This is a genomic window from Streptomyces sp. NPDC102360 (assembly GCF_044766085.1).
Classification (GTDB): Bacteria; Actinomycetota; Actinomycetes; order Streptomycetales; family Streptomycetaceae; genus Streptomyces.
In genome coordinates, this window is sequence record NZ_JBIWLG010000009.1 from 192,204 (window position 1) to 217,947 (window position 25,744).

A 25,744-nucleotide genomic window follows, 5' to 3' on the forward strand; every position below is an offset into this window, starting at 1 on the left:
CGGGACCCGGACATGTTGTGGTGTCCATCATGCGTCAATACGCCGCAGGGCGGCCACCCCGGTTCTCCCCGGAGTGACCGCCCTGCGGTTTCAAGCAGCTATTCGCCTACTGGTTGTACGGACCGTAGTCGTAGTCCTCCAGCGGAACGGCCTGGCCGGAGCCGGTGCCGAACGGCGAGTAGTCGATGTCGTCGTAGCCGACGGCCGAGTACATCGCGGCCTTGGCCTCCTCGGTGGGCTCCACCCGGATGTTGCGGTAGCGGGACAGACCCGTACCGGCCGGGATGAGCTTACCGATGATGACGTTCTCCTTGAGGCCGATGAGGCTGTCGGACTTGGCGTTGATCGCCGCATCCGTCAGGACTCGGGTCGTCTCCTGGAAGGAGGCGGCCGACAGCCAGGATTCCGTCGCCAGCGAGGCCTTGGTGATACCCATCAGCTGCGGACGGCCGGAGGCGGGGTGACCGCCCTCGGTGACCACACGACGGTTCTCGCCCTCGAACTTCGAGCGCTCGACCAGCTCGCCGGGCAGCAGCTCGGCGTCGCCGGACTCGATGATCGTCACGCGGCGCAGCATCTGCCGGATGATGATCTCGATGTGCTTGTCGTGGATCGACACACCCTGCGAGTTGTAGACCTTCTGGACCTCGCCGACCAGGTGCACCTGGACCGCACGCTGACCCAGAATGCGCAGCACGTCGTGCGGGTTGGTGGCACCCACGGTCAGCTTCTGGCCGACCTCGACGTGGTCGCCCTCGCCCACCAGCAGACGGGCACGCTTCGAGATCGGGAACGGGATCTCGTCGCTGCCGTCGTCGGGGGTGACGACGAGCTTCTTGGTCTTCTCGGTCTCCTCGATGCGGACACGGCCCGCGGACTCGGAGATCGGGGCGACACCCTTCGGCGTACGAGCCTCGAAGAGCTCGACGACACGGGGCAGACCCTGGGTGATGTCGTCACCTGCCACACCACCGGTGTGGAAGGTACGCATCGTCAGCTGGGTACCGGGCTCACCGATGGACTGGGCGGCGATGATGCCGACCGCCTCACCGATGTCGACCAGCTTGCCGGTGGCCAGCGAGCGGCCGTAGCAGAAGGCACAGGTGCCGACCGCGGACTCACAGGTGAGCACCGAGCGGGTCTTGACGATCTCGACGCCGTGGGCGACGAGGGCGTCGATGAGCACGTCACCCAGGTCGACGTTGGCCGGCGCGATGACCTTGCCGTCGACGACGATGTCCTCGGCGAGCATGCGGGCATAGACGCTGGTCTCGACGTCCTCGGTCTTGCGCAGCACGCCATCGGCGCCACGCTCCGCGATCTGGAGCTTGAGGCCACGGTCGGTGCCGCAGTCCTCCTCGCGAATGATGACGTCCTGCGAGACGTCCACCAGACGACGGGTCAGGTAACCCGAGTCGGCGGTACGCAGGGCGGTGTCCGCCAGACCCTTACGAGCACCGTGAGTCGAGATGAAGTACTCCAGCACCGACAGGCCCTCACGGAAGGAGGCCTTGATCGGACGCGGGATCGTCTCGTTCTTGGCGTTCGACACCAGACCACGCATACCCGCGATCTGACGCATCTGCATCATGTTTCCTCGGGCACCCGAGTCAACCATCATGAAGATGGGGTTGGTCTTCGGGAAGTTCGCGTTCATCGCCTCGGAGACCTCATTGGTCGCCTTGGTCCAGATCGCGATGAGCTCCTGAGTGCGCTCTTCCTTCGTGATGAGACCGCGCTCGTACTGCTTCTGGACCTTCTCGTCCTGCGCCTCGTAGCCCGCGACGATTTCCTTCTTCGCCTCGGGAACGACGACGTCGGAGATGGCCACGGTGACGCCGGAGCGGGTGCCCCAGTAGAAGCCGGCCGCCTTCAGGTTGTCGAGCGTCGCCGCCACGATGACCTTGGGGTAGCGCTCCGCGAGGTCGTTGACGATCTCGCCGAGCTGCTTCTTGCCCACCGAGTAGTCGACGAACGGGTAGTCCTCGGGCAGCAGCTCGTTGAAGAGCGCGCGGCCCAGGGTCGTCCGCAGCCGGAAGCTGTCACCCGGCTGGTACTCGGGCTCGCCCTCCTCGACGGGCGGCGGGGTCCAGCCGCGCGGCGGCATGGTGCCGACCGGGAAGCGGATGTCCACGGCCGACTGGAGCGCCAGCTCGCCGGCGTCGAACGCCATGGTCGCCTCGGCCGTGGAGCCGAACGCGCGGCCCTCGCCCTTGACGTCACGGAGCTCACCGTCGGTGGTGAGGAAGAACAGACCGAGGACCATGTCCTGGGTCGGCATCGTCACCGGACGGCCGTCGGCGGGCTTCAGGATGTTGTTCGAGGACAGCATCAGGATGCGGGCCTCGGCCTGCGCCTCCGCGGAGAGCGGCAGGTGCACGGCCATCTGGTCACCGTCGAAGTCCGCGTTGAACGCGGTGCAGACGAGCGGGTGGATCTGAATGGCCTTGCCCTCGACCAGCTGCGGCTCGAAGGCCTGGATGCCGAGGCGGTGCAGGGTGGGAGCACGGTTCAGCAGAACCGGGTGCTCGGCGATGACCTCTTCGAGGACGTCGTACACGACCGTGCGGCCGCGCTCCACCATGCGCTTGGCGCTCTTGATGTTCTGCGCGTGGTTCAGGTCGACCAGGCGCTTCATCACGAACGGCTTGAAGAGCTCCAGCGCCATGGCCTTCGGGAGACCACACTGGTGCAGCTTCAGCTGCGGACCGACGACGATCACGGAACGCGCGGAGTAGTCCACACGCTTACCGAGAAGGTTCTGACGGAAACGACCCTGCTTGCCCTTGAGCATGTCGCTCAGGGACTTCAGCGGGCGGTTACCGGGACCGGTCACCGGGCGACCACGACGACCGTTGTCGAAGAGGGCGTCCACGGCCTCCTGGAGCATGCGCTTCTCGTTGTTCACGATGATCTCGGGAGCACCGAGGTCGAGAAGCCGCTTCAGGCGGTTGTTGCGGTTGATGACGCGGCGGTACAGGTCGTTCAGGTCGGAGGTCGCGAAGCGGCCACCGTCCAGCTGCACCATCGGACGCAGGTCCGGCGGGATGACCGGCACGCAGTCGAGCACCATGCCCTTGGGGCTGTTGCTGGTCTGCAGGAACGCGGAGACGACCTTGAGGCGCTTGAGCGCACGGGTCTTCTTCTGGCCCTTGCCGGTACGGATGATCTCGCGGAGGCGCTCGGCCTCCTCCTCGAGGTCGAAGGTCTCCAGGCGCTTCTGCAGCGCCGCGGCACCCATCGAGCCGTCGAAGTACGTGCCGAAACGGTCACGCAGCTCGCGGTAGAGCAGCTCGTCGCCCTCGAGGTCCTGGACCTTGAGGTTCTTGAAGCGCGACCAGACCTCGTCCAGACGGTCGATCTCGCGCTGCGCACGGTCGCGCAGCTGCTTCATCTCGCGCTCGGCACCCTCGCGCACCTTGCGGCGCACATCGGCCTTGGCACCCTCGGCCTCGAGCTCGGCCAGGTCGGTCTCGAGCTTCTTGGCGCGGGCCTCCAGGTCGGAGTCGCGACGGTTCTCGATCTGCTGACGCTCGACCTGGACGTGCGCCTCGAGGGAGGGCAGGTCGCGGGTACGGCGCTCTTCGTCGACGAACGTGATCATGTACGCCGCGAAGTAGATGACCTTCTCGAGGTCCTTCGGGGCGAGGTCGAGCAGGTAGCCAAGGCGCGACGGGACGCCCTTGAAGTACCAGATGTGGGTGACAGGAGCGGCCAGCTCGATGTGGCCCATCCGCTCACGACGCACCTTGGCGCGCGTGACCTCCACGCCGCAGCGCTCGCAGATGATGCCCTTGAAGCGGACGCGCTTGTACTTACCGCAGTAGCACTCCCAGTCCCGGGTCGGACCGAAGATCTTCTCGCAGAAGAGCCCGTCCTTTTCCGGCTTGAGCGTGCGGTAGTTGATGGTCTCGGGCTTCTTGACCTCGCCGTGGCTCCACTGACGGATGTCGTCAGCGGTGGCCAGACCGATCCGGAGCTCATCGAAGAAGTTGACGTCGAGCACTATGCGTCAATCCCTCTCAGGGTTGTAAGTCTGTGGTCTGAAACGGGGGTCGCGGGGTCGGCCGGGGGCTCGTGACGAGCCCCCGGCCGGACTCCCGTCAGACCTCTTCGACGCTGCTCGGCTCGCGCCGGGACAGGTCGATGCCGAGCTCTTCCGCAGCGCGGAAGACGTCCTCGTCGGTGTCGCGCATCTCGATGGACATGCCGTCCGAGGACAGCACCTCCACGTTGAGGCACAGGGACTGCATTTCCTTGATGAGCACCTTGAAGGACTCAGGGATGCCCGGCTCGGGAATGTTCTCGCCCTTGACGATGGCCTCGTAGACCTTCACGCGGCCGGTGACGTCATCGGACTTGATGGTCAGCAGCTCCTGGAGGGCGTAAGCGGCGCCGTACGCCTCCAGCGCCCACACCTCCATCTCACCGAAGCGCTGGCCACCGAACTGGGCCTTACCACCCAGCGGCTGCTGGGTGATCATCGAGTACGGACCGGTCGACCGGGCGTGCAGCTTGTCGTCGACCAGGTGGTGCAGCTTGAGGATGTACATGTACCCGACCGAGATCGGGTCCGGGAACGGCTCGCCGGAGCGGCCGTCGAACAGCCTCGCCTTACCGGACGGGAGGACCATGCGGTCGCCGTCGCGGTTCGGCCGGGCGTTCTCGAGCAGACCCGCGAGCTCGTCCTCACGCGCGCCGTCGAAGACCGGGGTCGCGACGTTCGTACGCGGCTCGACCTGGTCGGCGCCGATCGACTGCAGGCTCTGGGCCCACTGGTCGCTCAGACCGGAGACGTCCCAGCCCTGGCTGGCGAGCCAGCCGAGGTGGATCTCCAGAACCTGTCCCGGGTTCATTCGGGACGGCACACCCAGCGGGTTGAGGATGATGTCGACCGGGGTGCCGTCCTCCAGGAACGGCATGTCCTCGATCGGGTTGATCTTCGAGATGACGCCCTTGTTGCCGTGACGGCCGGCGAGCTTGTCACCATCGGTGATCTTGCGCTTCTGCGCCACGTAGACACGAACCAGCTGGTTCACGCCCGGCGGCAGCTCGTCGCCCTCTTCGCGGTCGAAGACGCGGACGCCGATGACCTTGCCGATCTCACCGTGCGGCACCTTCAGCGAGGTGTCGCGCACCTCGCGCGCCTTCTCACCGAAGATCGCGCGGAGCAGGCGCTCCTCCGGCGTCAGCTCGGTCTCACCCTTGGGCGTGACCTTGCCGACGAGGATGTCGCCGGCGACGACCTCGGCACCGATACGGATGATGCCGCGCTCGTCGAGGTCGGCGAGGACCTCCTCGGAGACGTTCGGGATGTCCCGGGTGATCTCCTCCGGGCCGAGCTTGGTGTCACGGGCGTCGACCTCGTGCTCCTCGATGTGGATCGAGGAGAGGACGTCGTCCTGCACGAGGCGCTGCGACAGGATGATCGCGTCCTCGTAGTTGTGACCCTCCCACGGCATGAACGCCACGAGCAGGTTCTTACCGAGGGCCATCTCGCCCTCTTCGGTCGCGGGACCGTCGGCCAGGACCTGGCCGGTGATGATCCGCGCGCCCTCGTCCACGACGACCTTCTGGTTGACAGAAGTGCCCTGGTTCGAGCGGGAGAACTTGTGCAGGCGGTACGTGCTGTACGTGCCGTCGTCGTTGGCGGTGGTGATGTAGTCCGCGGAGACCTCCTGGACCACACCGTCCTTGTCGGCCTTGAGCACGTCGCCGGCGTCGGTGGCGCAGCGGTACTCCATGCCGGTGCCGACGAGCGGCGCCTCGGACTTAATCAGCGGCACGGCCTGACGCATCATGTTCGCGCCCATGAGGGCACGGTTGGCGTCGTCGTGCTCGAGGAACGGGATCATCGCGGTCGCGACCGACACCATCTGGCGCGGCGAGACGTCCATGTAGTCGACCTCGTCACCGGGGACGTAGTCGACCTCTCCGCCACGGCGGCGGACCAGGACGCGGGCCTCGGCGAAGGTGAGCTCCTCCGTCAGCGGCGCGTTGGCCTGCGCGATGACGAAGCGGTCCTCCTCGTCGGCCGTCAGGTAGTCGACCTCGTCGCCGACGACACCCTCGGTGACCTTGCGGTACGGCGTCTCGATGAAGCCGAACGGGTTGATCCGGCCGTACGAGGCGAGCGAACCGATGAGACCGATGTTGGGACCTTCAGGGGTCTCAATCGGACACATGCGGCCGTAGTGCGACGGGTGAACGTCACGGACCTCGAAGCCGGCCCGCTCACGGGACAGACCACCCGGGCCGAGGGCGTTCAGACGACGCTTGTGCGTCAGCCCCGACAGCGGGTTGTTCTGGTCCATGAACTGGGACAGCTGCGAGGTACCGAAGAACTCCTTGATCGACGCCACGACCGGGCGAATGTTGATCAGGGTCTGCGGCGTGATCGCCTCGACGTCCTGGGTCGTCATGCGCTCGCGCACGACGCGCTCCATACGGGCGAGACCCGTACGGACCTGGTTCTGGATCAGCTCGCCGACGTTACGGATACGGCGGTTGCCGAAGTGGTCGATGTCGTCGGTCTCGACGACGATCTCCCGGCCCGACTCGCCCACCGTCTCGGTCTCGCCCGCGTGGAGCTTCACGAGGTACCGGATGGAGGCGATGATGTCGTCGGTCGTGAGCACGCCCGCGTTCAGCGGCTCCTCGGCACCGAGCTTCTTGTTCACCTTGTAGCGGCCGACCTTCGCGAGGTCGTAGCGCTTCGGGTTGAAGTAGAGGTTCTCGAGCAGCGTCTGCGCGGCTTCACGCGTGGGCGGCTCGCCCGGACGCAGCTTGCGGTAGATGTCGAGCAGCGCGTCGTCCTGGCCCTGAGTGTGGTCCTTCTCCAGGGTGGCGCGCATGGACTCGTACTGGCCGAACTCCTCGAGGATCTGCTCGGTCGTCCAACCGAGAGCCTTCAGGAGAACGGTGACGGACTGCTTGCGCTTGCGGTCGATGCGCACACCGACCATGTCGCGCTTGTCGATCTCCATCTCCAGCCAGGCACCCCGGGACGGGATGATCTTGGCGGAGAAGATGTCCTTGTCGGACGTCTTGTCGATGGAGGAGTCGAAGTAGACACCCGGCGAGCGGACCAGCTGGGAGACAACGACACGCTCGGTGCCGTTGATGACGAAGGTGCCCTTGTTGGTCATGAGCGGGAAGTCGCCCATGAAGACCGTCTGGGACTTGATCTCGCCGGTCTCGTTGTTGGTGAACTCGGCGGTGACGAAGAGCGGGGCGGCGTACGTGAAGTCGCGGTCCTTGCACTCGTCGATCGAGTTCTTCGGCGGTTCGAAGCGGTGGTCGCGGAAAGTCAGGGACATCGACCCGGAGAAGTCCTCGATCGGGGAGATCTCCTCGAAGATCTCCTCCAGACCGGACTTCGTGGGGACGTCGTGACCCGACTCCAGAGCCTCCTCGACCCGACTCTGCCAAGCGGTGTTACCGAGCAGCCAGTCAAAGCTCTCGGTCTGCAGCGCGAGCAGGTTGGGAACCTCGAGGGGCTCCTTGATCTTTGCAAAGGAGATGCGCAGCGGGGCGGTGCTGGCGCCGTTGTTCGTATTCGCGATCGAGGCGTTGCGCGAGGCGGCCAAGAGGGGGTCCTTCCGAGGGCTCGGACTCACTACGCGCGTACCGGTCCCAAGCCATACACGGGACAGAGCCCCTGATCTGGCGTATGGCCAGATCAGAGCCGGTTCAATCCACGGTGCTGAGGCGAGGGCATGCCCCTGGTGACGGGCAGGGAGCAGCTAACAGGCAGCGCAAAGGGACAGTGTAGCCAGAAGGCCCACTGATGTCCAGTGCGGGTTTTTTGAGACCCTCGTTGTTCTCAACCGTTCACCGTCTGCGGCGTTCCCTGTGCGCTGAGCGCACATCCTTACTGCCCTCTTCGCCGTCGATCCATGCCTCGGATCCGGATCGTTGTGACGACGCGTCCTGAGAATTGCGCGCTGCGTGCTGTTCGTCAAGGCCCCCTCTTGGCCGAACAAGGGTGGCGCCAGGCACAACGAAGATCACCATACTCTGCGCGTCCGACAGCGCAAGGCACCCTCGGCCTGCGATCCGGACAACGCCGAAGGGCGACCACCCAACTGGGTGATCGCCCTTCGGTACCTCGGCGTTACAGCTCCCGGGGGAGCAGTTTCACCGGAGAGGAGTCGACAGACTCGAAGAGGTCTTACTTGACCTCGACAGCCGCGCCGGCAGCCTCGAGCTGCTCCTTGGCCTTCTCGGCAGCGTCCTTGGCGACCTTCTCGAGGACCGGCTTCGGGGTGCCGTCGACGAGGTCCTTGGCCTCCTTGAGGCCCAGGGAGGTCAGCTCGCGCACGACCTTGATGACCTGGATCTTCTTGTCACCGGCGCCGGTGAGGACGACGTCGAACTCGTCCTGCTCCTCGGCGGCCTCGGCGGCGGCGCCACCAGCGGCACCGGCGACGACGACCGGGGCGGCAGCGGCAGCCTCGACGTCGAACTTGTCCTCGAAGGCCTTCACGAACTCGGAGAGCTCGATGAGGGTCATCTCCTCGAACTGCGCAAGCAGCTCGTCCTGGGTGAGCTTCGCCATGATGGCGGTCCTTCCACTAAATCGGCAGGTGCCGGATGTACTGGGTGAGGCGGGCGTATGCCTGTCGGCATTACTTCGTAGAAGTTCGGCCCGCTGCGATCCCTGCCGCCGTCTCAGGCGGCGAGGATCAGAAAGCGAGCCGAATTACTCGGCACCGCCCTGCTCGTCCTGCTTGGCACGGAGCGCGTCCACGGTGCGGACGAGCTTCGTCGGCAGCGCGTTGAAGACGGAGGCAGCCTGCGACTGCTTCGCCTTGAAGGCACCGGCCAGCTTGGAGAGCAGAACCTCGCGGGACTCGAGGTCCGCAAGCTTCTTGATCTCGTCGGCGGACAGCACCTTGCCGTCAAGGACACCGCCCTTGATGACGAGGTTCGGGTTGTCCTTGGCGAAGTCACGAAGACCCTTCGCCGACTCCACCGGGTCACCGGTGACGAAGGCAACCGCCGTCGGACCCGCGAAGAGGTCGTCCAGCGCGTTGATCCCGGCCTCGTTGGCCGCGATCTTGGTCAGCGTGTTCTTCACCACGGCGTACTCGGAGTTCTCACCGAGCGAACGGCGCAGCTGCTTGAGCTGGGCCACGGTGAGACCCCGGTACTCGGTCAGCACAGCGGCGTTCGAGCTGCGGAACTTGTCCGTGAGCTCGGCTACCGCGGCAGCCTTGTCGGGCGTCGGCATAGAGCGTCGGCCTCCTTCCGGGTGATGAGGACCGCTCGCAAGGAGGCTGGGAAAACGAAACGCCCCGGCGCAGGCGCACGGGGCGTGAGCTCGACCGTCACGGACGAATCCATGAGGGAGCACTTCCACGAACACCTGCGCGGGTCGTCCGCAGTTTCAGCGGATCCTTCGGCCACCGGCCCCTCTTGCGAGCGGACGGCAACGACCAGCGGTCTTTGGCTTCTGTAGAAGGTTACGTGAAGCGGGGCGTGTCGAGCAAATCCGCTCAGACGCCGCTGTCAACACCCGAGGAACCGGAACCGGTGGCGCCGCCGGCGCCGGATGCCCCGCCGAGCTCCTTGAGCATCTGCATCATGTCGAAGGTCTGGCTCGCGGGCGGCGTGGCGGCCTTCACCGCGGCGCCGTAGTCGGAGAACTTCTCCGACATCTGGATGGCGCCCTGCGAGCTGTCCATCGTGACGTCGAGCCGGACCGGCAGGTCGTCCTTGTTGATCCAGAGCTCGGTGTCGTAGGTCTTGATACCGGCCTTCTTGACGTTCTTGAGCAGCTGGTCGCGCTCGGACTTGCCGAGGACCTTCAGCGAGTCGTTCTTCGCCAGCATCTCGTCGACCGTCAGTTTGCCCTTGTAGTGCTCCGTCTCGGCGCCGTCCACCGTGGCCGAGCCGAGGTGCTTCAGGTTCGGCGAGTCGAGCAGGACCGCGATCTGCTTGGCCGGGTCCTGGTTCATGTTGTCCAGGCTGCCGGTCATCTGGCTCGCCAGCTTCTCGTCGCCGGACTTCTTCGCCATGGCGGCGAGGTCCATCTTCATCCAGCGCTTGCCGTCCATGGACTTGGCCGCGGACGCGCCCATGTCCATGTACATCACGTTGTCCTTCATGAGCATGCGGATGTTCTTGGGCGCGTCAGGACCGCCGGCCGAGAACGCGGAGCCCGACATCGTCATATCCATGACGGTCGGGTCCCAGCCCATGGTGCCGGACATCTTCATGTCGCCGCCGCCCTGGGCCGCCGTCGGCATCTTCATGGTCATGTCGACCTTGGCGGACTTGGCCGCGGAGGTCTTCTTGTACGCGGCCGTGACGGCCTGCGCGACCGACTGGGACCCGGTCCCGGAGGCCTTCTTCTCGCTGCCCTTGTCGTCCCCGCCACCACAGGCGGCGACGGCCGAACAGAGCAGGGCGGTGGCGGCAGCGGCGCCGACCACACGTCGTACGGAAACAGTCATCTTGAATCCCACCCCTTGGCGCGTCTTGATCTGCCCGCACGATAGCGGACGCCTCGGACAGCCCGGCCACAGCTTCATCCGGCGCCTGTCACGTCCGCGAAGTCCACGGTGTCGCGTGCGGCCGGGCGTTCGGCCGCGGCCGGGGCGCCGTAGTCGCGGTAGTGAACGGTCACCGTGACATCACCCACGTGCTGAGTACGCCGCACCAGGCGATGCCGGGCATCGAGCCATACGTCGATGTGCCGACGGCCCGCGGTCCCCCGGTAGTGGGTGGTCCGGGTGCCGCGCACGGCCTCCGGCCCGACCCTGTGGACGTCCGCGGCGCCGATGAGGGCCTTGAGCGTGTCGGCCGGGGTGAGGTCGCTGCGGGTGTCGTACGGGCGGCGGATCCAGTGCCGGCCGCCCTTGAGATCGGCGAACCGGTCGCTCATGCGCGTGTACTGGGCGTCCGGAAGGAAGCGGGTCTGGGACGGGTCGCCGCCCAACGCGCGCGTGGAGGAGGCCAGTTCGCCGCCCGTGACCCGCACGGTCAGGGTGCCCTCGACGCCGTCCGCCCAGCCGAGCACGCCCGTGCTGCGCGAGGTCAGCCGCTCGCCGGTGGCCATCGTCGCGTCGACGCCAGCCGAGCCCGCAGCGGCGACCTGTTGCCGGGCCGCGCGCAGCGCCTCGCGCGCTTCGCGCGTCTCGCCGGCCCGGTGCTCCGGTGTCCCGCCGCAAGCGGTCAGCAGGATGCCCACAGCGGCCAGAGTCCCCACGCGCGCGTACCGCAGCATCCACTCACTCCCCCGGTCGGTCACCGCGAAGCTAGCGCAGCCACGGCACCCCGCGGACCGGAAAAGCGGAACGGGCCCCGCACCTCGAAAGGTGCGGGGCCCGTAGCGACTACAGCGAGCCTTGTAGGGCTCAGACCGCGGCCGGGTCCTCCTCGACGAGGAGGTTCCGGGTGCGGTTGGAGTCGAGTTGAATGCCGGGGCCCATCGTGGTGCTGATGGCGGCCCGCTTGATGTAGCGACCCTTGGCGGCGGACGGCTTCAGACGAAGGATCTCGTCCAGGGCCGCGCCGTAGTTCTCCACCAGCTTGGTGTCGTCGAAGGACACCTTGCCGATGATGAAGTGCAGGTTCGCGTGCTTGTCGACGCGGAACTCGATCTTGCCGCCCTTGATCTCGTTCACGGCCTTGACCACGTCCGGGGTCACCGTGCCGGTCTTCGGGTTCGGCATGAGGCCACGCGGGCCGAGCACGCGGCCGAGGCGGCCGACCTTGCCCATGAGGTCCGGGGTGGCGACGACGGCGTCGAACTCGTTCAGGCGGTTGCCCTTGGCGATCTCGGCGATCAGTTCGTCGGAGCCGACGATGTCGGCGCCGGCGGCTTCCGCGGCCGCAGCACGGTCACCGGTCGCGAAGACCAGGACCCGGGCGGTCTTACCGGTGCCGTGCGGGAGGTTCACGGTGCCACGGACCATCTGGTCGGCCTTGCGCGGGTCAACGCCCAGGCGGAAGGCGACCTCGACGGTGCCGTCGAACTTCGACGTGGAGGTCTCCTTGGCGAGACGGACGGCCTCGAGCGGGGCGTAGGACTTGGCCCCGTCGATCTTGGCGTCCGCAGCGCGGAGAGACTTGCTGCGCTTGCTCACTTGCTTCTCCTGAGTTCTAGAGGAGTCGTGGTGCGGGCCGAGCAGGCCCTGCCACGGATGGATCTGCGAGGTGGAGGTCAGCCCTCGACCGTGACGCCCATGGAGCGGGCGGTGCCGGCGATGATCTTGGACGCGGCGTCCAGGTCATTGGCGTTGAGGTCGGGCATCTTGGTGGTGGCGATCTCGCGGACCTGCGCCTCGGTGATCTTGGCGACCTTGGTCTTGTGCGGCTCGCCGGAGCCCTTCTCGACACCAGCGGCCTTGAGGATCATCTTCGCGGCCGGCGGGGTCTTGGTGATGAAGGTGAACGAACGGTCTTCGTAGACCGTGATCTCCACAGGGATGACCCAACCGCGCTGCGACTCGGTCGCGGCGTTGTAGGCCTTGCAGAACTCCATGATGTTCACGCCGTGCTGGCCCAGCGCGGGGCCGACAGGCGGGGCCGGGTTGGCGGCGCCGGCCTGGATCTGGAGCTTGATGAGCCCCGTGACCTTCTTCTTCTTGGGAGGCATGTGCTCTCTCTCCGGGTCTTAGTGAGAGTGTTCAGCCGCCATCCTGATCAAGGCTGATCGATGATCGTCCAGATCATCCGGATGGAGGCATACCGCACAACGATAACGGGTATCCATGCGCGGCTAAAAACCGAGCAGGTCAGACGGGCTTTGCAGCCCATCTGACCTGTTCGGAAGCGTGTGCCCAGAAGGCGCCGGAAGGGCTAGTTCTTCTGGATCTGGTCGAAGCTCAGCTCGACCGGGGTCTCGCGACCGAAGATCTCGACGAGGCCCTTGACCTTCTTCGAGTCGGCGTTGATCTCGTTGATCGTCGCCTGCAGCGTCGCGAACGGGCCGTCGGTGACGGTGACCGAGTCGCCGACCTCGAAGTCCAGGACCTCGACGGTGACCTTGCGGGCCGGAGCCGGCTTGCCCTCGGCCTCGGCGGCCTCCTTGGCGGCCTTCTCCTCGGCCTCCGGGGCGAGCATCTTGACGATCTCGTCCAGGGTCAGCGGGTACGGGTCGTAGGCGTTGCCCACGAAGCCGGTGACGCCGGGCGTGTTGCGGACGACGCCCCAGGACTCGTTCGTCAGGTCCATGCGGACGAGCACGTAACCGGGCAGCTTGTTCTGCCGGACGTTCTTGCGCTCGCCGTTCTTGATCTGGACGATCTCTTCCTCGGGGACTTCAGCCTGGTAGATGAATTCCTCGACGTTGAGCGAGACGGCGCGCTGCTCCAGGTTGGCCTTCACGCGCTTCTCGTAGCCCGCGTAGGTGTGGATCACGTACCACTCGCCGGGCAGGCCGCGCAGCTCGTCACGGAGCGCGGTGATCGGGTCGACCGGCTCTTCCGCTACGGCCTCGGCCTCGGCGGCGTCCTCGGCATCGGCCGGGGCTTCCTCCGCCTGGGCTTCCTCGGCGGCCTCGGCCTCGGCGTCCACCACGGTCTCGACCGCGGCTTCCTCGGCGGGCTCGCCGGCTGCGGTGTCGGCAGCCTCTGCCTGGTCCGGGTCCTCGGCGTCCGCCGCCTCGACGATGTCGAGCTCGTCCTCAGCGGACTCGACCGGCTCGATCGCCTCGTTCAGGTTCGGGTCAGACACTGTGGCTGCTTCTTCCTGGATACATAGGGGTGGAACGCGCGAAAGGGGCGCCGGACTTCGGCGCCCTCCGCTTTTCGGCTCAGCCGAATACGTACTTGACAAGGTGGTTGAAGCCATAGTCAATCACGGTGACAAGACCGATCATGATGACGACGAACACAATCACCACTGTGGTGTACGTCGAGAGCTGATTGCGAGTCGGCCAGACGACCTTGCGGAGTTCCGCGACGATCTGGCGGTAGAAGAGCGCGAGACGGCCGAAGGGGCCCTTCTTGCCGCGCTTGCCGCCCTTGCGGGCCTTCTTGGACTCCAGCGCTTCATCCTGGGCATCAGGCTTGTCGATGGAGCCCACGGCGTCCGTCACTCGTCCTCACCTGATTCCGGGTCGTGGCCGTGCCGCGCCCGGTGGAGCCGCACGGCGGTGCAATGCAGTACGTACATGCGCACACATCCTGGCGAAGGAGTGTGTAGCAGGGCCGGAGGGACTTGAACCCCCAACCGCTGGTTTTGGAGACCAGTGCTCTACCAATTGAGCTACGACCCTTTGTCTCCCCCAACGTACCGCATCCGCCCGGACGCACGGAGTGCGGTTCGGAAGGCGCGGCCGTTGAAGGCCAACGAGCAGTGAGTGTACGTGTTCCGGAGCCCCCCGTCGAACGAGCGACATCCGCAAGTGGATCAAGAGCGGTGTCCCGGTCTTCGAAACCCGTGTGCCCCGCGGGTTTCCGGTCTGGAACGATGGGGCCATGAGCGCTGCAACTCCTTCTCCGTCCGCAGGTTCCTCTCCCACCGAGCGTCGGGTGTCGGCCCGGGTCGGCTCGATCTCCGAGTCCGCGACCCTCGCCGTCGACGCCAAGGCCAAGGCCCTCAAGGCCGCCGGTCGCCCGGTGATCGGCTTCGGCGCCGGTGAACCCGACTTCCCGACGCCGGACTACGTGGTCGAGGCGGCCATCGAGGCCTGCAAGAACCCGAAGTTCCACCGCTACACCCCGGCCGGCGGGCTGCCCGAGCTGAAGTCCGCGATCGCCGCGAAGACGCTGCGCGACTCCGGCTACGAGGTCGACGCCTCGCAGATCCTGGTGACGAACGGCGGCAAGCAGGCCATCTACGAGGCGTTCGCCGCGATCCTCGACCCGGGCGACGAGGTCATCGTCCCGGCCCCGTACTGGACCACGTACCCGGAGTCGATCCGCCTCGCGGGCGGTGTGCCGGTGGAGGTCGTCGCCGACGAGACGACCGGCTACCGCGTCTCCGTGGAGCAGCTGGAGGCCGCGCGTACCGAGCGCACCAAGGTCGTCCTGTTCGTGTCGCCCTCGAACCCGACGGGCGCCGTCTACAGCGAGGCCGACGCCGAGGCCATCGGCCGCTGGGCCGTGGAGCACGGCCTGTGGGTGATGACGGACGAGATCTACGAGCACCTCGTCTACGGAGACGCGAAGTTCACGTCGCTGCCGGCGATCGTCCCGGAGCTGCGCGACAAGTGCATCGTGGTCAACGGCGTGGCGAAGACGTACGCGATGACCGGCTGGCGCGTCGGGTGGATCGTCGGCCCGAAGGACGTGGTGAAGGCCGCGACGAACCTGCAGTCGCACGCCACGTCGAACGTCTCCAACGTGGCGCAGGCGGCCGCGCTCGCCGCCGTGTCCGGCGACCTGACGGCCGTGGAGAAGATGCGTGAGGCCTTCGACCGGCGTCGCAAGACGATCGTGCGGATGCTCAATGAGATCGACGGCATCGTCTGCCCGGAGCCCGAGGGCGCCTTCTACGCGTACCCGACGGTGAAGGGGCTGCTCGGCAAGGAGATCCGCGGCAAGCGCCCGCAGAGCTCCGTCGAGCTGGCCGCGCTCATCCTGGAGGAGGCCGAGGTCGCGGTAGTGCCGGGCGAGGCCTTCGGTACGCCGGGTTACCTGCGGCTCTCGTACGCGCTCGGTGACGAGGACCTCGTCGAGGGCGTATCGCGCATCCAGAAGCTGCTCGCCGAGGCGCGCGACTGAGCTTCTACGTAAGCGTGTGCAAGCGGGCCGTCTCCCTACGGAGGCGGCCCGCTTGTTCGTTCGGGCAGGGCCCCGAAGGTGGAAAGGCGCTACCGGTACGACAGGTGTGTACGGCAGGATCTTGGGATGGAGCGTGTAGGACGTGATGTACGTCAGTTGCCCAAGGCCCACCTGCATCTGCACTTCACCGGGTCGATGCGGCCCACGACCCTGCTGGAACTCGCCGACAAGTACGGGGTGCGGCTGCCCGAGGCGCTGACCGGGGCCGAGCCGCCGAAGCTGCGCGCGACGGACGAGCGCGGCTGGTTCCGCTTCCAGCGGCTCTACGATGCGGCGCGGTCCTGTCTGCGGGAGCCCGAGGACATTCAGCGTCTGGTGCGGGAGGCCGCGGAGGAGGACATCGCGGACGGGTCCGGGTGGCTGGAGATCCAGGTCGACCCGACGTCGTACGCGCCGCGTCTCGGCGGCCTGATCCCGGCTCTGGAGATCATCCTCGACGCCGTGGACAGCGCCGCGCGGGAGACCGGCCTCGGGATGCGCGTCCTGGTCGCCGCGAACCGTATGAAGCATCCGCTGGACGCCCGTACGCTGGCGCGCCTCGCGGTGCGGTACGCGGACCGGGGCATCGTCGGTTTCGGGCTCTCCAACGACGAACGGCGGGGCATGGCGCGGGACTTCGACCGGGCCTTCCACATCGCGAGGGAGGGCGGGCTGCTGAGCGCGCCGCACGGGGGCGAGCTGACCGGGCCCTCGTCCGTGCGCGACTGCCTCGACGACCTGGACGCGACGCGGGTCGGCCACGGCGTGCGGGCCGCCGAGGATCCGCGGCTGCTGAAGCGCCTCGCGGACGGGGGCGTGACCTGCGAGGTGTGCCCGGCCTCGAACGTCGCCCTCGGCGTCTACGAGAAGCCCGAGGACGTGCCGCTGCGCACGCTGTACGAGGCCGGGGTGCCGATGGCGCTGGGCGCGGACGACCCGCTCCTGTTCGGCTCGCGGCTCGCCGCCCAGTACGACATCGCACGCCGCCACCACGGCTTCTCCGACGCCGAACTGGCCGAGCTGGCCCGGCAGTCGGTGCGCGGCTCCGCGGCGCCGTACGACGTCAAGGAGAAGCTTCTGGGCGGCATCGAGGAGTGGCTGGCCGCCTGACCGGGCGGGGGCTCAGGCGATCCCGTTGAGGAGCGTGCGCGCGATGTGGGCCGCGAACTCGTCCACCGGCTGGGGCGGCTTGCCGTCCGGGGACATCTCGTAGGCGAAGGCGCGCTGGGAGCAGGCCCCCAGGAGGAGCGAGGCGGCGGCGTGCGTGTCGGCTTCGGCGCTGATGCGCCCGGACCTCTGTTCCGCCCTCAAGTAGGCGTCCAGTCCCTGGATCGGCTTGTGCGGCCCTGTGCCCAGTTCCCGCATCACCTCTTCGTGGCGGCGCTTGAGCTTGGGCTCCGCGTACAGGGACGCCGCCATCGGGAACGTCTGCTCGTAGAAGAGCGCCGCTTCGTAGGCGATGTCGGTGAGGTTCTGCTCGACCGTACGGTCGGGGTCCCCGGCCCCCTCCTTGAGGAGCCTGCCGAGCAGGGAACCGAGCTTCGGAAGGCGCTCTCCCAGCACCGTCACGAAGAGCTCTTCCTTGTTGGCGAAGTACTTATAGAGCGCCGCTTCGGAGCAGCCCGCCGCTTTGGCGATCTCCTTGGTGGTCGTCCGGGCGAGACCGATACTCAGCATGAGTTCGTGGGCCGCGTCGACGATGCGGACACGGGCCGGCTTCTGGTCCATGTGGGCTCCAACCAACCTTGACGCGGGGTGAGTACTCACTCACTCTAAAGGTGAACCGTGGTGAGTGAACACTCACCCACTACGCGAGCGCACCTGGAGGTACGCCATGAAGCTCACGGTTTTCGGCGCGACGGGCGGGATCGGACAGGAGATCGTCAGGCAGGCCCTGGAGGCAGGGCACGAGGTCACGGCGGTGGTCCGCGATCCGGCGCGCTTCACCGTGACCGGCGAGCGCCTGGATGTGTTCAGGGCCGACCTGAAGGACCCCGAGTCGCTGCGCCCGGCGGTCGCGGGCCGGGACGCCGTGCTGTCCGGCCTGGGCGCCCGCAGGCGCGCGGACGCGGGCATCGCCGCCGAGCTCACGCGGTCGGTCCTGAAGGCGATGGAGGCGGAGGGAGCGCGCAGGTTGGTGGTGGTCAGCGCGGGCCCTGTGGGGCCGCAGCCCGCCGACTCGCCGCTCGTCGACCGCATGATGATCGGCATGATCGGCCGGATCCTGAAGCCCGTCTACGTGGACCTGGCCGACATGGAGGCGGAGTTGGCGCGCAGCGCCACGGACTGGACCTCGGTGCGGCCGCCCCGCCTCCAGGACAAGCCGGTCACCGGTTCGTACCGCACGGTCGTCGGTGGCTTCCCGCGCGCGGGGCGCTTCGCCGGCCGCGCGGACGTGGCGCACGCGATGCTGGCGATGGTGGACGACCCGGCGACGGTGAAGCAGGGGGTCGGGGTCGCCTACTGAAGGCTCCCCGGTGGGGGCGGCTCAGAGGCTGACGCCGACCGCCACCGGCTCGTTGACCAGCGTCACACCGAAGACGTCCCTGACCCCGGCGACGACCTCGCGGGCGAGCGCGAGCAGGTCCTCCGTGGTGGCCTCGCCGCGGTTGGTCAGGGCGAGCGTGTGCTTGGTGGAGATGCGGGCGGGGCCGGTTCCGTAGCCCTTGGTGAAGCCCGCCTTGTCGATGAGCCAGGCCGCCGAGGTCTTGGTGAGGCCCTCCCCCGCGGGGAACGCGGGGGCCTTGGCGTCCGGCCCCAGGCGCTCGACCACGCGCGCGTGGAAGGCCGCGAACTCCGCATCCGTAAGGATCGGGTTGGTGAAGAACGAGCCCGCCGACCAGGTGTCGTGGTCCTCCGGGTCGAGCACCATGCCCTTGCCGCCGCGCAGCTTCAGGACGGTCTCGCGCGCGAGGACGGCCGACACGCGCTCGCCCGCTTCGACGCCGAGGGCGCGCGCGGTCTCCGGGTACTTCAGGGGCGCGCTGAGGCCGCCCGCGTCCTCCAGCTCGAACCGCACACGCAGCACTACGTAGCGGTCGGGTTCGGCCTTGAAGCGGCTGTGCCGGTAGGAGAAGGCGCACTCGGCGTTGGGGATCGTGACGGTCTCGCCGGCCGTGCGGTCGTAGGCGATCACCTCGGTGATCGTGGCGGAGACCTCCTGGCCGTACGCCCCCACATTCTGGATCGGCGTCGCGCCGGCGGAGCCCGGGATCCCGGCGAGGCACTCGACGCCCGCGAGTCCGGCTTCGACGGTGCGCTCGACGGCGTCGGTCCAGACCTCACCGGCCGCCAGTTCCAGCTGCGTACCGTCGAGTTCGAAGCCCTTGGTGGCGATGCGCAGGGCGGTGCCCGCGAAGCCCTTGTCGCCGATGACGAGGTTGCTGCCGCCGCCGATGATCAGCAGCGGCGTGCCGGTGGCGTCGGCCTCGCGCACCGCGTCGATCACCTCGGCGTCGGTGGTCGCGGTGAGCAGCCGGGTGGCGGGCCCGCCGAGCCGGAAGGTGGTCAGGGGGGCGAGAGGGGCGTCGTGGAGTTCCTGCACGCGCTCAAGGGTACGAGAACGGCCCCGCCGCTCGGACGGGGACGCCATTGCCGGGGCCGGGCTCACTGAAAGCGCGGCAGGACGTCCTTCCAACGGAGCGGCAGCTCGCCGGTCGACGCCTTCCAGGTGAGGTGGGCCTCCACGCGCGCGGGTGGGGTGTTCGGGGTGGTCCAGGGCAGGGTCGGCATGGCGTTCCTCCCGGGTGGATCTCCAGTGATCAGGCGTTTTCCAGGACCGGCGCAGGCTCAGGGTCCCGCGGGACGGGCGTAGCGCGCCCCTTCCGCGGAATGAACAGGGCGGCGGCACCGGCCACGGCCACGATCCCCGCGCCCACCCACAGCGCGGGTTCGATCCCGTCCACGAAGTGCTGTGCGGAGTCGTAGCCGCCCTGAGCTGAGAAGACCGACGACATGACCGCGATGCCGAGCGCACCGCCGACCTCGCGCAGCGCGTTGTTGGCGCCGGAGGCGATGCCCTGCTCCTGCGGCAGGACGCTGGACATGACCAGGTTGGCGGCCGGGGCGAAGTAGAGGGCCATGCCGACGCCACTGACGATCAGGGCCGGCAGCTGGGCGGCGTACGAGACGTCGGCGGAGACCACGGCGGCGAACCAGCCGAGTCCGACGGCCTGCAGAAACAGCCCCGCCGCGACGACGGGCCGGCCGCCGATGCGGTCCGAGAGGATCCCGGCGATCGGTGCGACGAGCATCGGCATTCCGGTCCAGGGCAGCATCCTGAGGCCCGCCTCGGTCGGCGAGTAGCCGAGCACGCCCTGCAAGAACTGGCTGAGCAGGAAGATCGAGCCGAACATCCCGAGGAACATCAGCAGGCTCGCCGCGTTGATCCCGGCGAACGCCCGGGAGCGGAAGAGCCGCATGGGCAACATGGAGTTCTCATTGCGGATCCCGTGGCGCACGAACCCGGCGAGCAGCGCCGTCCCCGCGAACAGGCCGGTCAGCACGAGGGGGTCGGTCCACCCGACGACGGGCGCGCGCACCAGGCCGTACACGATGCCGAACAGACCGCCGCTGGCGAGCAGGGTGCCCACGACGTCGAGCCGGGCACCGGAGCCGTACGACTCCTTCAGGCGCAGCCGGGCGAGCGGCAGCAGGGCGAGGCCCAGCGGAACGTTCAGCCAGAAGATCCAGTGCCAGGAGATGTGCTCGGTGAGGCTGCCGCCGATGAGCGGGCCGGAGGCGACGGCGAGCCCGTTGACCGCGCCCCATATCCCGTACGCCAAGCCGCGCTTGGCCACCGGGACGGCCGCGGTGAGCAGGGTCAGGGTGAGCGGCATCATGATCGCGGCACCGACGCCCTGCACGGCACGGGCCGCGATCAGGGAGTCGATGCCGGGCGCCATGGCCGCGGCGGCGGAGGCCACGGTGAAGACCGTGAGACCGGCCAGGAAGAGCCGCCTGCGCCCGAAGCGGTCCCCCAGTGCCGCGCCGAACATCAGCAGCACGGCGAAGGTCAGCGTGTAGGCGCTGACCGTCCACTCCAGGTCGTCGAGCGCGCCGCCGAGATCTTGACGGATGGACGGCAGGGCCGTGGTGACGACGAGGTTGTCGAGGGCCGCCATGAATCCGGCGACGCTGGTGATGAGGAGGGCCCAGAGGGCTCCTCCGCGGTTCTGTGCGGTTGGCTGCTGTGACATTGCTTCCCCTTGAGATCCCTAGGTTAGTTATTGATGACTAACTTTGATGGGCACAAAAGTGCGCACCCCCGTGACACAGGTGGCTGCTTACCGCCCCGGCTGAGCCGAGGTGTCGAATCCCGCCCAGACCCGGTGATCGGGCTGGAAGCCCATCGAGACAAGGACGTTGATCAGCATTCCGTAGGCGAGGAACTGGGTCGTCTCCCCCACGTCCGCACCCATGGCCTCGTTGACCACATCCCACATCTTCATCCACTCGGCGCGCAGTGCCTCGCCGAACTCGTGGTCACCAGCCGCCTCTGCGGCGGAGACGGCCACGTACATCTGCATCTGCATGTGCAGCTTCTCGGGGTCGTCCGAGATGAGCGACTGGTACGCCGCACCCATGCACTGCATCGACTCCTCCCCCTCGGCCGCCGCCCCGTCGTACGCCTTCTGGAATACGTCGGTGACGTCCCGGCAGCAGCGCCGGGCAGCTTCGAGAAAGATGGCCTGCTTCCCTGCGAAGAGGCGGAAGAGATACGGCTGGGAGACACCGACCCGCTTGGCGATCGTCTCGGTCGAGGTGCCGTTGTAGCCACCCCGCGAGAACTCGGTGATCGCCGCGCGGATGACACTCTCGCGCCGCTCCTCCGCACTCATCCTGACCATGTGGCCAAGTTAGTGGCCAATCACTATCTACGTCAATCCCTCCGAACCGGCACGCGTATCCGGCACGCGCAGGGGCCTCATTTCGGCACACGCAGGGGCACGGCACGCGTAAGGGGCGCCTCCCCAGGGAGACGCCCCTTACTCACAGCTACGTAGGCAGCGATCAGACCAGCTGAACGACCGCCCGCGACATCCCGAGCACCTTCTGCCCCGCGCTCATGGCGACCAGGTCGACCCGTACGCGGTTGTCGTCGAGCTTGGCCGCGACCTTGGCGCTGACCTCGATCTCGGCGCCCTTGTCGTCGTTCGGCACGACGACCGGCTTGGTGAAGCGGACACCGTACTCGACGACGGCGGCCGGGTCGCCGGCCCAGTCGGTGACGACACGGATCGCCTCGGCCATCGTGAACATGCCGTGCGCGATCACGTCCGGCAGGCCGACCTCGACCGCGAACTTCTCGTTCCAGTGGATCGGGTTGAAGTCACCGGAGGCGCCCGCGTACTGCACGAGCGTGGCACGTGTCACAGGGAAGGACTGTGCGGGCAGTTCGGTGCCGACCTCGACATCGGCGTACTTGATGTTCGTCGCCATGGCGATCAGGCCTCCTCTGCGGCGCGCGAGACGAGCTTGGTCCAGGCGGTCACGACGTGCTCACCGGCCTCGTCGTGCACCTCACCCCGTACGTCGATGATGTCGTTGCCCGCGAGCGACTTGATGCCCTCAATGGTCGAGGTGACGGTCAGCCGGTCGCCGGCCCGCACCGGGCGCGTGTAGGCGAACTTCTGGTCGCCGTGCACGACGCGGCTGTAGTCGAGCCCCAGCTCCGGGTCGTGGATGACCTCACCCGCGGCCTTGAAGGTGATCGCGAACACAAAGGTCGGCGGGGCGATCACATCGGGGTGACCGAGCTCCTCGGCGGCGGCACGGTCGACGTACGCGGGATTCGTGTCCCCCACCGCCTCCGCGAACTCACGGATCTTCTCCCGGCCGACCTCGTACGGGTCGGTGGGCGGATAGGTCCGCCCCACGAAGGACTGGTCGAGCGCCATGGGCTCGGCACCTCCTGGATGTGTTCTCGATCTGCCTGATCAACGAAACGACACGAGGCCGCCCCCGAAGTGGGGACGGCCTCGTGTACGAGCCTGATTTATCGCGTTTCGCGGTGCGCGGTGTGCGCGTTGCAACGCGGGCAGTGCTTGTTCATCTCAAGACGGTCCGGGTTGTTACGCCGGTTCTTCTTGGTGATGTAGTTCCGCTCCTTGCACTCCACGCAGGCCAGCGTGATCTTCGGGCGGACGTCGGTGGCAGCCACGTGAGTGCTCCTTGACGGACGGGACGGATGGATTAACGCATAAAAGAGTAGCCGACTGAAGGACCGACCCCGCAATCGGCTACTGTTAGTAGCGGTGACCGGACTTGAACCGGTGACACAGCGATTATGAGCCGCTTGCTCTACCGACTGAGCTACACCGCTGCGATGCATGCGCTGCGTTGGACGCGTGCACCAGAGCCCCAATGCGGAATCGAACCGCAGACCTTCTCCTTACCATGGAGACGCTCTACCGACTGAGCTATTGGGGCGAGCGATGAAGACATTACACGGTCGCGCGCCGATCGCCCAAATCCGTTTCACGCCCCCACCCGCCGGGAACGATGCCGCGTTTCCGTGCCAGGCACATGAGCCCCTCGGGCCCCACCGGTACGACTATTTCGGCGGTCCTCGAAGCGCCCCTGTCCCGGTTCTAGGCTCGACCCACCCTGCGTGATCTTGGACGCGATACGCGTCCTCGCCGAGCCCTCAGCCGAGCCCTCAGGAGCGCGATGTCCGACAGCCCCTCACAGCAGCCACCGTCACCCGACGTGCCCGAGGGCTCCGGACTGTTGCTGAGCGGCGCCCGGCTCACCGACGGCAGGACCGTGGACGTGCGGCTCGACGGCGGGCACATCGAGGCGGTCGGCACGGCCGGCAGCCTCACCGCGCGCGGCTCACGCCTGGACCTCACCGGCTGCCTGCTGCTTCCTGCCCCCGTCGAACCCCACGCGCACGCGGACACGGCCCTTTCGGCCGACTGCGAGGGCCCCGTCTCGTACGCCCCCGAGGACATCCAGCGCCGGGCCACCGAGAGCACCCTGCTGCAACTCGGCCACGGGGCGACCGCCCTGCGTTCCCATGTGCGGATCGGCGACATGGAGGGGCTCGGTTCCATGGAGGCGGTGCTCCAGGCCCGGCGGTCGCTGGTGGGGCTCGCGGATCTGCGGACGGTGGCGATGCCCCGGCTGCTGACTGGGCTCGCCGGGGTCGACGGGCTCGCCATGTTGCGGGACGCCGTCAAAATGGGCGCCTCCGTAGTAGGCGGTTGCCCCGATCTGGACCCCGACCCAACGGGCTACGTAGAGGCGGTGCTTGAAGTCGCCGCCGAACACGGGTGCCCGGTCGACCTGCACACGGACGGGGCCGATCCGGTGCGGCTCGGTCGGCTCGCGGCGGCGGTCGGCGGTCTGCGCACGGGCGTCACCGTCGGACCACTGGGCGGACTCTCCAGGCTTCCGGAGGAGGCGGCACGGCCCGCCGTGGACCGGCTCGCGGCCGCCGGGGTGACGGTGACGTGCCTGCCGCAGGGAGGGTGTGCGGGGGTGGACGAGCGGACCGTCGCGCCGGTGCGGCTGCTGCGGGCGGCCGGGGTGCCGATCGCGGCGGGCAGCGGGGCGCTGCGCGACGTGTCGAACCCCGTGGGCCGCGGCGACCCGCTGGAGGCCGCCTACTTGCTGGCATCGCGCTACGGGATGCGACCGCAGGACGCCTACGAAGCGGTGAGTTCGACGGCCAGGGCGGCGCTCGGCCTGCCGGAGGTGCGCGTGGAGGCGGGGTTCCCCGCGGAGCTGCTCGCGGTGCGGGGCGAACGGCTCGCGGGGGCGCTCTCCCTCGCGTACAGCCGGATCGTCGTGCACCGGGGGCGCGTCGTGGCGAGGACCAGCGCGGTGCGGGAGTACTGCGACTCGGCCGCCGCGGTCGCCCTCGATCTGCCGCGGCAGGGGCGGGCGGCCAAGTACGGCGGCGGGAGCCCCGCTTGAACACTCGTACGGGGCCCGGTCGCGCATGGTTGCACGGTGAACCGCCCGTCCCGGGCGTACCGTCGAAGACATGCGCATTGTCATCGCTGGGGGTCATGGTCAGATCGCGCTGCGGCTCGAGCGGCTGCTCTCCGCGCGCGGGGACGAAGTAGCGGGGATCATCCGCAAGCCGGAGCAGGGTGACGCCCTGCGGTCGGCCGGCGCGGAACCCGTCCTGTGCGACCTGGAGTCGGCGTCCGTGGAGGAGGTCGCGGCGCATCTGCAGGGTGCGGACGCGGCCGTTTTCGCGGCGGGCGCGGGTCCGGGCAGCGGCGTCGGCCGAAAGGACACCGTGGACCGGGACGCCGCCGTGCTGTTCGCGGATGCCGCGGAGCGGGCCAAGGTCCGCCGCTACATCGTGGTGTCGGCCATGGCGGCGGACGCCGCGCACCAGGGCGACGACGTCTTCGACGTCTACCTGCGGGCCAAGGGTGCGGCCGACGACAACGTACGGCGCCGTACCGGGCTCGACTGGACGATCCTGCGGCCCGGTCAGCTGACGAACGACGCGGGGACCGGGCTCGTCCGCCTGGAGGCCTCGACCGGGCGCGGGCCGGTGCCGCGCGACGACGTGGCGGCCGTCCTCGCGGAGCTGGTGGACACGGCCGCCACGGCGGGGCTGACGCTGGAGCTGATCTCCGGCTCCACGCCGGTCACGGTGGCGGTGAAGTCGGTCGCGGGCAACTGAGTCGCGGGCGGGGGCGCGGACGGGCGGGCGGCCGGTCCGCGCGCGTGCCTCGGAACAGCGGCACGCGGGCTTCAGAACAGCGGCATCTGGCCCGGCACGTGCGGGACCACGTAGCCGTCGAGCGCGTCCTGGACGGCGCCCAGTTGGGCGGGGCGCCGTGAGCCGGGGCAGGAGACCAGCTCTCCCGCGGCGCGGGTGCCGGGCGGATCGTGGCGGGCGAAACGGCCCGCCACGACCGCGATCTCACGGCGGCATTCGGGGCAGTGTCGGCGGCGGGATGTGGTCGGCATGGGTTCAGTCTGCGTGGTGATCGCCGCGGACACACGGTGAAACCCCCTCAGGACGGGCCCTGAGGGGGTTTCTTGTCGTGCGACGC

24 protein-coding genes and 3 tRNA genes are annotated in these 25,744 nt (G+C 68.1%); 5 read left to right on the forward strand and 22 right to left on the reverse strand.

Features of this window, described 5'->3' with window-relative positions:
• Window positions 1-106: 106 nt before the first annotated feature.
• From ACIRHA_RS30480 to ACIRHA_RS30530, 11 genes are all read right to left on the reverse strand, one after another.
• Complete coding sequence (locus ACIRHA_RS30480; RefSeq protein WP_327662002.1) at window positions 107-4,006, reverse strand: DNA-directed RNA polymerase subunit beta'; 3,900 nt, start codon at window positions 4,004-4,006, stop codon at window positions 107-109.
• Between the two features lie 97 nt (window positions 4,007-4,103).
• Window positions 4,104-7,589, reverse strand: a complete 3,486-nt coding sequence (gene rpoB / locus ACIRHA_RS30485) for a DNA-directed RNA polymerase subunit beta (RefSeq protein WP_403852553.1) — start codon at window positions 7,587-7,589, stop codon at window positions 4,104-4,106.
• Window positions 7,590-8,173: 584 nt separating this feature from the next.
• On the reverse strand, window positions 8,174-8,560 hold the full coding sequence (rplL, locus tag ACIRHA_RS30490) for a 50S ribosomal protein L7/L12 (protein ID WP_403852555.1): 387 nt from the start codon (window positions 8,558-8,560) through the stop codon (window positions 8,174-8,176).
• Window positions 8,561-8,704: 144 nt separating this feature from the next.
• The gene (rplJ, locus tag ACIRHA_RS30495) at window positions 8,705-9,235 is read right to left on the reverse strand and encodes a 50S ribosomal protein L10 (protein WP_351338303.1); all 531 of its coding nucleotides are present in this window, start codon (window positions 9,233-9,235) and stop codon (window positions 8,705-8,707) included.
• A 265-nt stretch (window positions 9,236-9,500) separates the two neighbouring features.
• Window positions 9,501-10,460, reverse strand: coding sequence for a hypothetical protein (locus ACIRHA_RS30500; protein WP_403852557.1), 960 nt, complete (start codon window positions 10,458-10,460; stop codon window positions 9,501-9,503).
• Between the two features lie 74 nt (window positions 10,461-10,534).
• Window positions 10,535-11,233 (reverse strand): hypothetical protein, encoded by a 699-nt coding sequence (locus ACIRHA_RS30505; protein WP_403852559.1) that lies wholly within the window; start codon window positions 11,231-11,233, stop codon window positions 10,535-10,537.
• A 130-nt stretch (window positions 11,234-11,363) separates the two neighbouring features.
• On the reverse strand, window positions 11,364-12,095 hold the full coding sequence (rplA, locus tag ACIRHA_RS30510) for a 50S ribosomal protein L1 (RefSeq protein WP_351338310.1): 732 nt from the start codon (window positions 12,093-12,095) through the stop codon (window positions 11,364-11,366).
• 77 nt (window positions 12,096-12,172) lie between these two features.
• Window positions 12,173-12,607: a 50S ribosomal protein L11 gene (gene rplK / locus ACIRHA_RS30515; protein ID WP_040252631.1), complete on the reverse strand. Its 435-nt coding sequence runs from the start codon at window positions 12,605-12,607 to the stop codon at window positions 12,173-12,175.
• 203 nt (window positions 12,608-12,810) lie between these two features.
• Complete coding sequence (nusG, locus tag ACIRHA_RS30520) at window positions 12,811-13,686, reverse strand: transcription termination/antitermination protein NusG (RefSeq protein WP_403852561.1); 876 nt, start codon at window positions 13,684-13,686, stop codon at window positions 12,811-12,813.
• A gap of 79 nt (window positions 13,687-13,765) precedes the next feature.
• A complete protein-coding gene (secE, locus tag ACIRHA_RS30525; protein ID WP_403852563.1) occupies window positions 13,766-14,050 on the reverse strand; it encodes a preprotein translocase subunit SecE in 285 nt (94 codons plus the stop codon).
• Between the two features lie 107 nt (window positions 14,051-14,157).
• Window positions 14,158-14,230: transfer RNA gene (locus tag ACIRHA_RS30530), tRNA-Trp, on the reverse strand.
• A gap of 202 nt (window positions 14,231-14,432) precedes the next feature.
• On the opposite strand from ACIRHA_RS30530, the gene ACIRHA_RS30535 reads away from it, so the two are divergent.
• Together ACIRHA_RS30535 and ACIRHA_RS30540 are read left to right on the forward strand one after the other, a co-directional pair.
• Entirely contained in the window at window positions 14,433-15,680 is a 1,248-nt protein-coding gene (locus ACIRHA_RS30535; RefSeq protein WP_403852565.1) for a pyridoxal phosphate-dependent aminotransferase, read from the forward strand.
• A 126-nt stretch (window positions 15,681-15,806) separates the two neighbouring features.
• Complete coding sequence (locus ACIRHA_RS30540) at window positions 15,807-16,829, forward strand: adenosine deaminase (RefSeq protein ID WP_403852567.1); 1,023 nt, start codon at window positions 15,807-15,809, stop codon at window positions 16,827-16,829.
• A gap of 12 nt (window positions 16,830-16,841) precedes the next feature.
• Here ACIRHA_RS30540 and ACIRHA_RS30545 read toward each other — a convergent pair whose 3' ends face one another.
• Window positions 16,842-17,447 carry a TetR/AcrR family transcriptional regulator gene (locus ACIRHA_RS30545; RefSeq protein WP_403852569.1) on the reverse strand — a complete coding sequence of 202 codons (606 nt, stop codon included), beginning with the start codon at window positions 17,445-17,447 and terminating at the stop codon, window positions 16,842-16,844.
• A gap of 106 nt (window positions 17,448-17,553) precedes the next feature.
• Here ACIRHA_RS30545 and ACIRHA_RS30550 point away from each other — a divergent pair, with 106 nt between their 5' ends.
• Window positions 17,554-18,186, forward strand: a complete 633-nt coding sequence (locus ACIRHA_RS30550) for an NAD(P)-dependent oxidoreductase (RefSeq protein ID WP_403852571.1) — start codon at window positions 17,554-17,556, stop codon at window positions 18,184-18,186.
• 21 nt (window positions 18,187-18,207) lie between these two features.
• Here the strand turns inward: ACIRHA_RS30550 and ACIRHA_RS30555 are convergent, their stop codons facing one another.
• From ACIRHA_RS30555 to ACIRHA_RS30595, 9 genes are all read right to left on the reverse strand, one after another.
• A complete protein-coding gene (locus ACIRHA_RS30555; RefSeq protein ID WP_403852573.1) occupies window positions 18,208-19,263 on the reverse strand; it encodes a UDP-N-acetylmuramate dehydrogenase in 1,056 nt (351 codons plus the stop codon).
• A gap of 62 nt (window positions 19,264-19,325) precedes the next feature.
• Complete coding sequence (locus ACIRHA_RS30560) at window positions 19,326-19,451, reverse strand: hypothetical protein (RefSeq protein ID WP_403852575.1); 126 nt, start codon at window positions 19,449-19,451, stop codon at window positions 19,326-19,328.
• 29 nt (window positions 19,452-19,480) lie between these two features.
• Window positions 19,481-20,917, reverse strand: coding sequence for a DHA2 family efflux MFS transporter permease subunit (locus ACIRHA_RS30565; RefSeq protein WP_403852577.1), 1,437 nt, complete (start codon window positions 20,915-20,917; stop codon window positions 19,481-19,483).
• A gap of 87 nt (window positions 20,918-21,004) precedes the next feature.
• Window positions 21,005-21,568, reverse strand: coding sequence for a TetR/AcrR family transcriptional regulator (locus ACIRHA_RS30570; RefSeq protein ID WP_403852579.1), 564 nt, complete (start codon window positions 21,566-21,568; stop codon window positions 21,005-21,007).
• Window positions 21,569-21,731: 163 nt separating this feature from the next.
• Window positions 21,732-22,160 (reverse strand): MaoC family dehydratase, encoded by a 429-nt coding sequence (locus ACIRHA_RS30575; RefSeq protein ID WP_403852581.1) that lies wholly within the window; start codon window positions 22,158-22,160, stop codon window positions 21,732-21,734.
• A 5-nt stretch (window positions 22,161-22,165) separates the two neighbouring features.
• A complete protein-coding gene (locus ACIRHA_RS30580; protein ID WP_403852583.1) occupies window positions 22,166-22,618 on the reverse strand; it encodes a MaoC family dehydratase N-terminal domain-containing protein in 453 nt (150 codons plus the stop codon).
• A gap of 98 nt (window positions 22,619-22,716) precedes the next feature.
• A complete protein-coding gene (gene rpmG, locus ACIRHA_RS30585; protein WP_351338345.1) occupies window positions 22,717-22,881 on the reverse strand; it encodes a 50S ribosomal protein L33 in 165 nt (54 codons plus the stop codon).
• Between the two features lie 89 nt (window positions 22,882-22,970).
• Window positions 22,971-23,043: transfer RNA gene (locus tag ACIRHA_RS30590), tRNA-Met, on the reverse strand.
• Window positions 23,044-23,077: 34 nt separating this feature from the next.
• A tRNA-Thr gene (locus ACIRHA_RS30595) sits at window positions 23,078-23,150 on the reverse strand.
• 240 nt (window positions 23,151-23,390) lie between these two features.
• Between ACIRHA_RS30595 and ACIRHA_RS30600 the strand changes: the two genes are divergently transcribed.
• Window positions 23,391-24,641, forward strand: coding sequence for an amidohydrolase family protein (locus ACIRHA_RS30600; RefSeq protein ID WP_403852586.1), 1,251 nt, complete (start codon window positions 23,391-23,393; stop codon window positions 24,639-24,641).
• Between the two features lie 70 nt (window positions 24,642-24,711).
• A complete protein-coding gene (locus ACIRHA_RS30605; protein WP_403852588.1) occupies window positions 24,712-25,368 on the forward strand; it encodes an SDR family oxidoreductase in 657 nt (218 codons plus the stop codon).
• A gap of 71 nt (window positions 25,369-25,439) precedes the next feature.
• On the opposite strand, the gene ACIRHA_RS30610 is transcribed toward ACIRHA_RS30605, so the two are convergent.
• Window positions 25,440-25,658, reverse strand: coding sequence for a hypothetical protein (locus ACIRHA_RS30610; protein ID WP_266713014.1), 219 nt, complete (start codon window positions 25,656-25,658; stop codon window positions 25,440-25,442).
• Window positions 25,659-25,744: the final 86 nt, after the last annotated feature.

What these genes read in the sequence shown, in the direction of transcription:
- rplL (WP_403852555.1), bottom strand. Translation starts at nt 8,560, where the DNA reads ATGGCGAAGCTCACCCAGGACGAGCTGCTTGCGCAGTTCGAGGAGATG.
- ACIRHA_RS30550 (WP_403852571.1), top strand. Translation starts at nt 17,554, where the DNA reads ATGAAGCTCACGGTTTTCGGCGCGACGGGCGGGATCGGACAGGAGATC.
- ACIRHA_RS30535 (WP_403852565.1), top strand. Translation starts at nt 14,433, where the DNA reads ATGAGCGCTGCAACTCCTTCTCCGTCCGCAGGTTCCTCTCCCACCGAG.
- ACIRHA_RS30565 (WP_403852577.1), bottom strand. Translation starts at nt 20,917, where the DNA reads ATGTCACAGCAGCCAACCGCACAGAACCGCGGAGGAGCCCTCTGGGCC.
- ACIRHA_RS30570 (WP_403852579.1), bottom strand. Translation starts at nt 21,568, where the DNA reads ATGGTCAGGATGAGTGCGGAGGAGCGGCGCGAGAGTGTCATCCGCGCG.
- ACIRHA_RS30575 (WP_403852581.1), bottom strand. Translation starts at nt 22,160, where the DNA reads ATGGCGACGAACATCAAGTACGCCGATGTCGAGGTCGGCACCGAACTG.
- ACIRHA_RS30560 (WP_403852575.1), bottom strand. Translation starts at nt 19,451, where the DNA reads ATGCCGACCCTGCCCTGGACCACCCCGAACACCCCACCCGCGCGCGTG.
- ACIRHA_RS30580 (WP_403852583.1), bottom strand. Translation starts at nt 22,618, where the DNA reads ATGGCGCTCGACCAGTCCTTCGTGGGGCGGACCTATCCGCCCACCGAC.
- ACIRHA_RS30505 (WP_403852559.1), bottom strand. Translation starts at nt 11,233, where the DNA reads ATGCTGCGGTACGCGCGCGTGGGGACTCTGGCCGCTGTGGGCATCCTG.
- ACIRHA_RS30600 (WP_403852586.1), top strand. Translation starts at nt 23,391, where the DNA reads ATGTCCGACAGCCCCTCACAGCAGCCACCGTCACCCGACGTGCCCGAG.
- rplK (WP_040252631.1), bottom strand. Translation starts at nt 12,607, where the DNA reads ATGCCTCCCAAGAAGAAGAAGGTCACGGGGCTCATCAAGCTCCAGATC.
- ACIRHA_RS30605 (WP_403852588.1), top strand. Translation starts at nt 24,712, where the DNA reads ATGCGCATTGTCATCGCTGGGGGTCATGGTCAGATCGCGCTGCGGCTC.
- ACIRHA_RS30610 (WP_266713014.1), bottom strand. Translation starts at nt 25,658, where the DNA reads ATGCCGACCACATCCCGCCGCCGACACTGCCCCGAATGCCGCCGTGAG.
- rplJ (WP_351338303.1), bottom strand. Translation starts at nt 9,235, where the DNA reads ATGCCGACGCCCGACAAGGCTGCCGCGGTAGCCGAGCTCACGGACAAG.
- ACIRHA_RS30500 (WP_403852557.1), bottom strand. Translation starts at nt 10,460, where the DNA reads ATGACTGTTTCCGTACGACGTGTGGTCGGCGCCGCTGCCGCCACCGCC.
- ACIRHA_RS30545 (WP_403852569.1), bottom strand. Translation starts at nt 17,447, where the DNA reads ATGGACCAGAAGCCGGCCCGTGTCCGCATCGTCGACGCGGCCCACGAA.
- ACIRHA_RS30540 (WP_403852567.1), top strand. Translation starts at nt 15,807, where the DNA reads ATGGAGCGTGTAGGACGTGATGTACGTCAGTTGCCCAAGGCCCACCTG.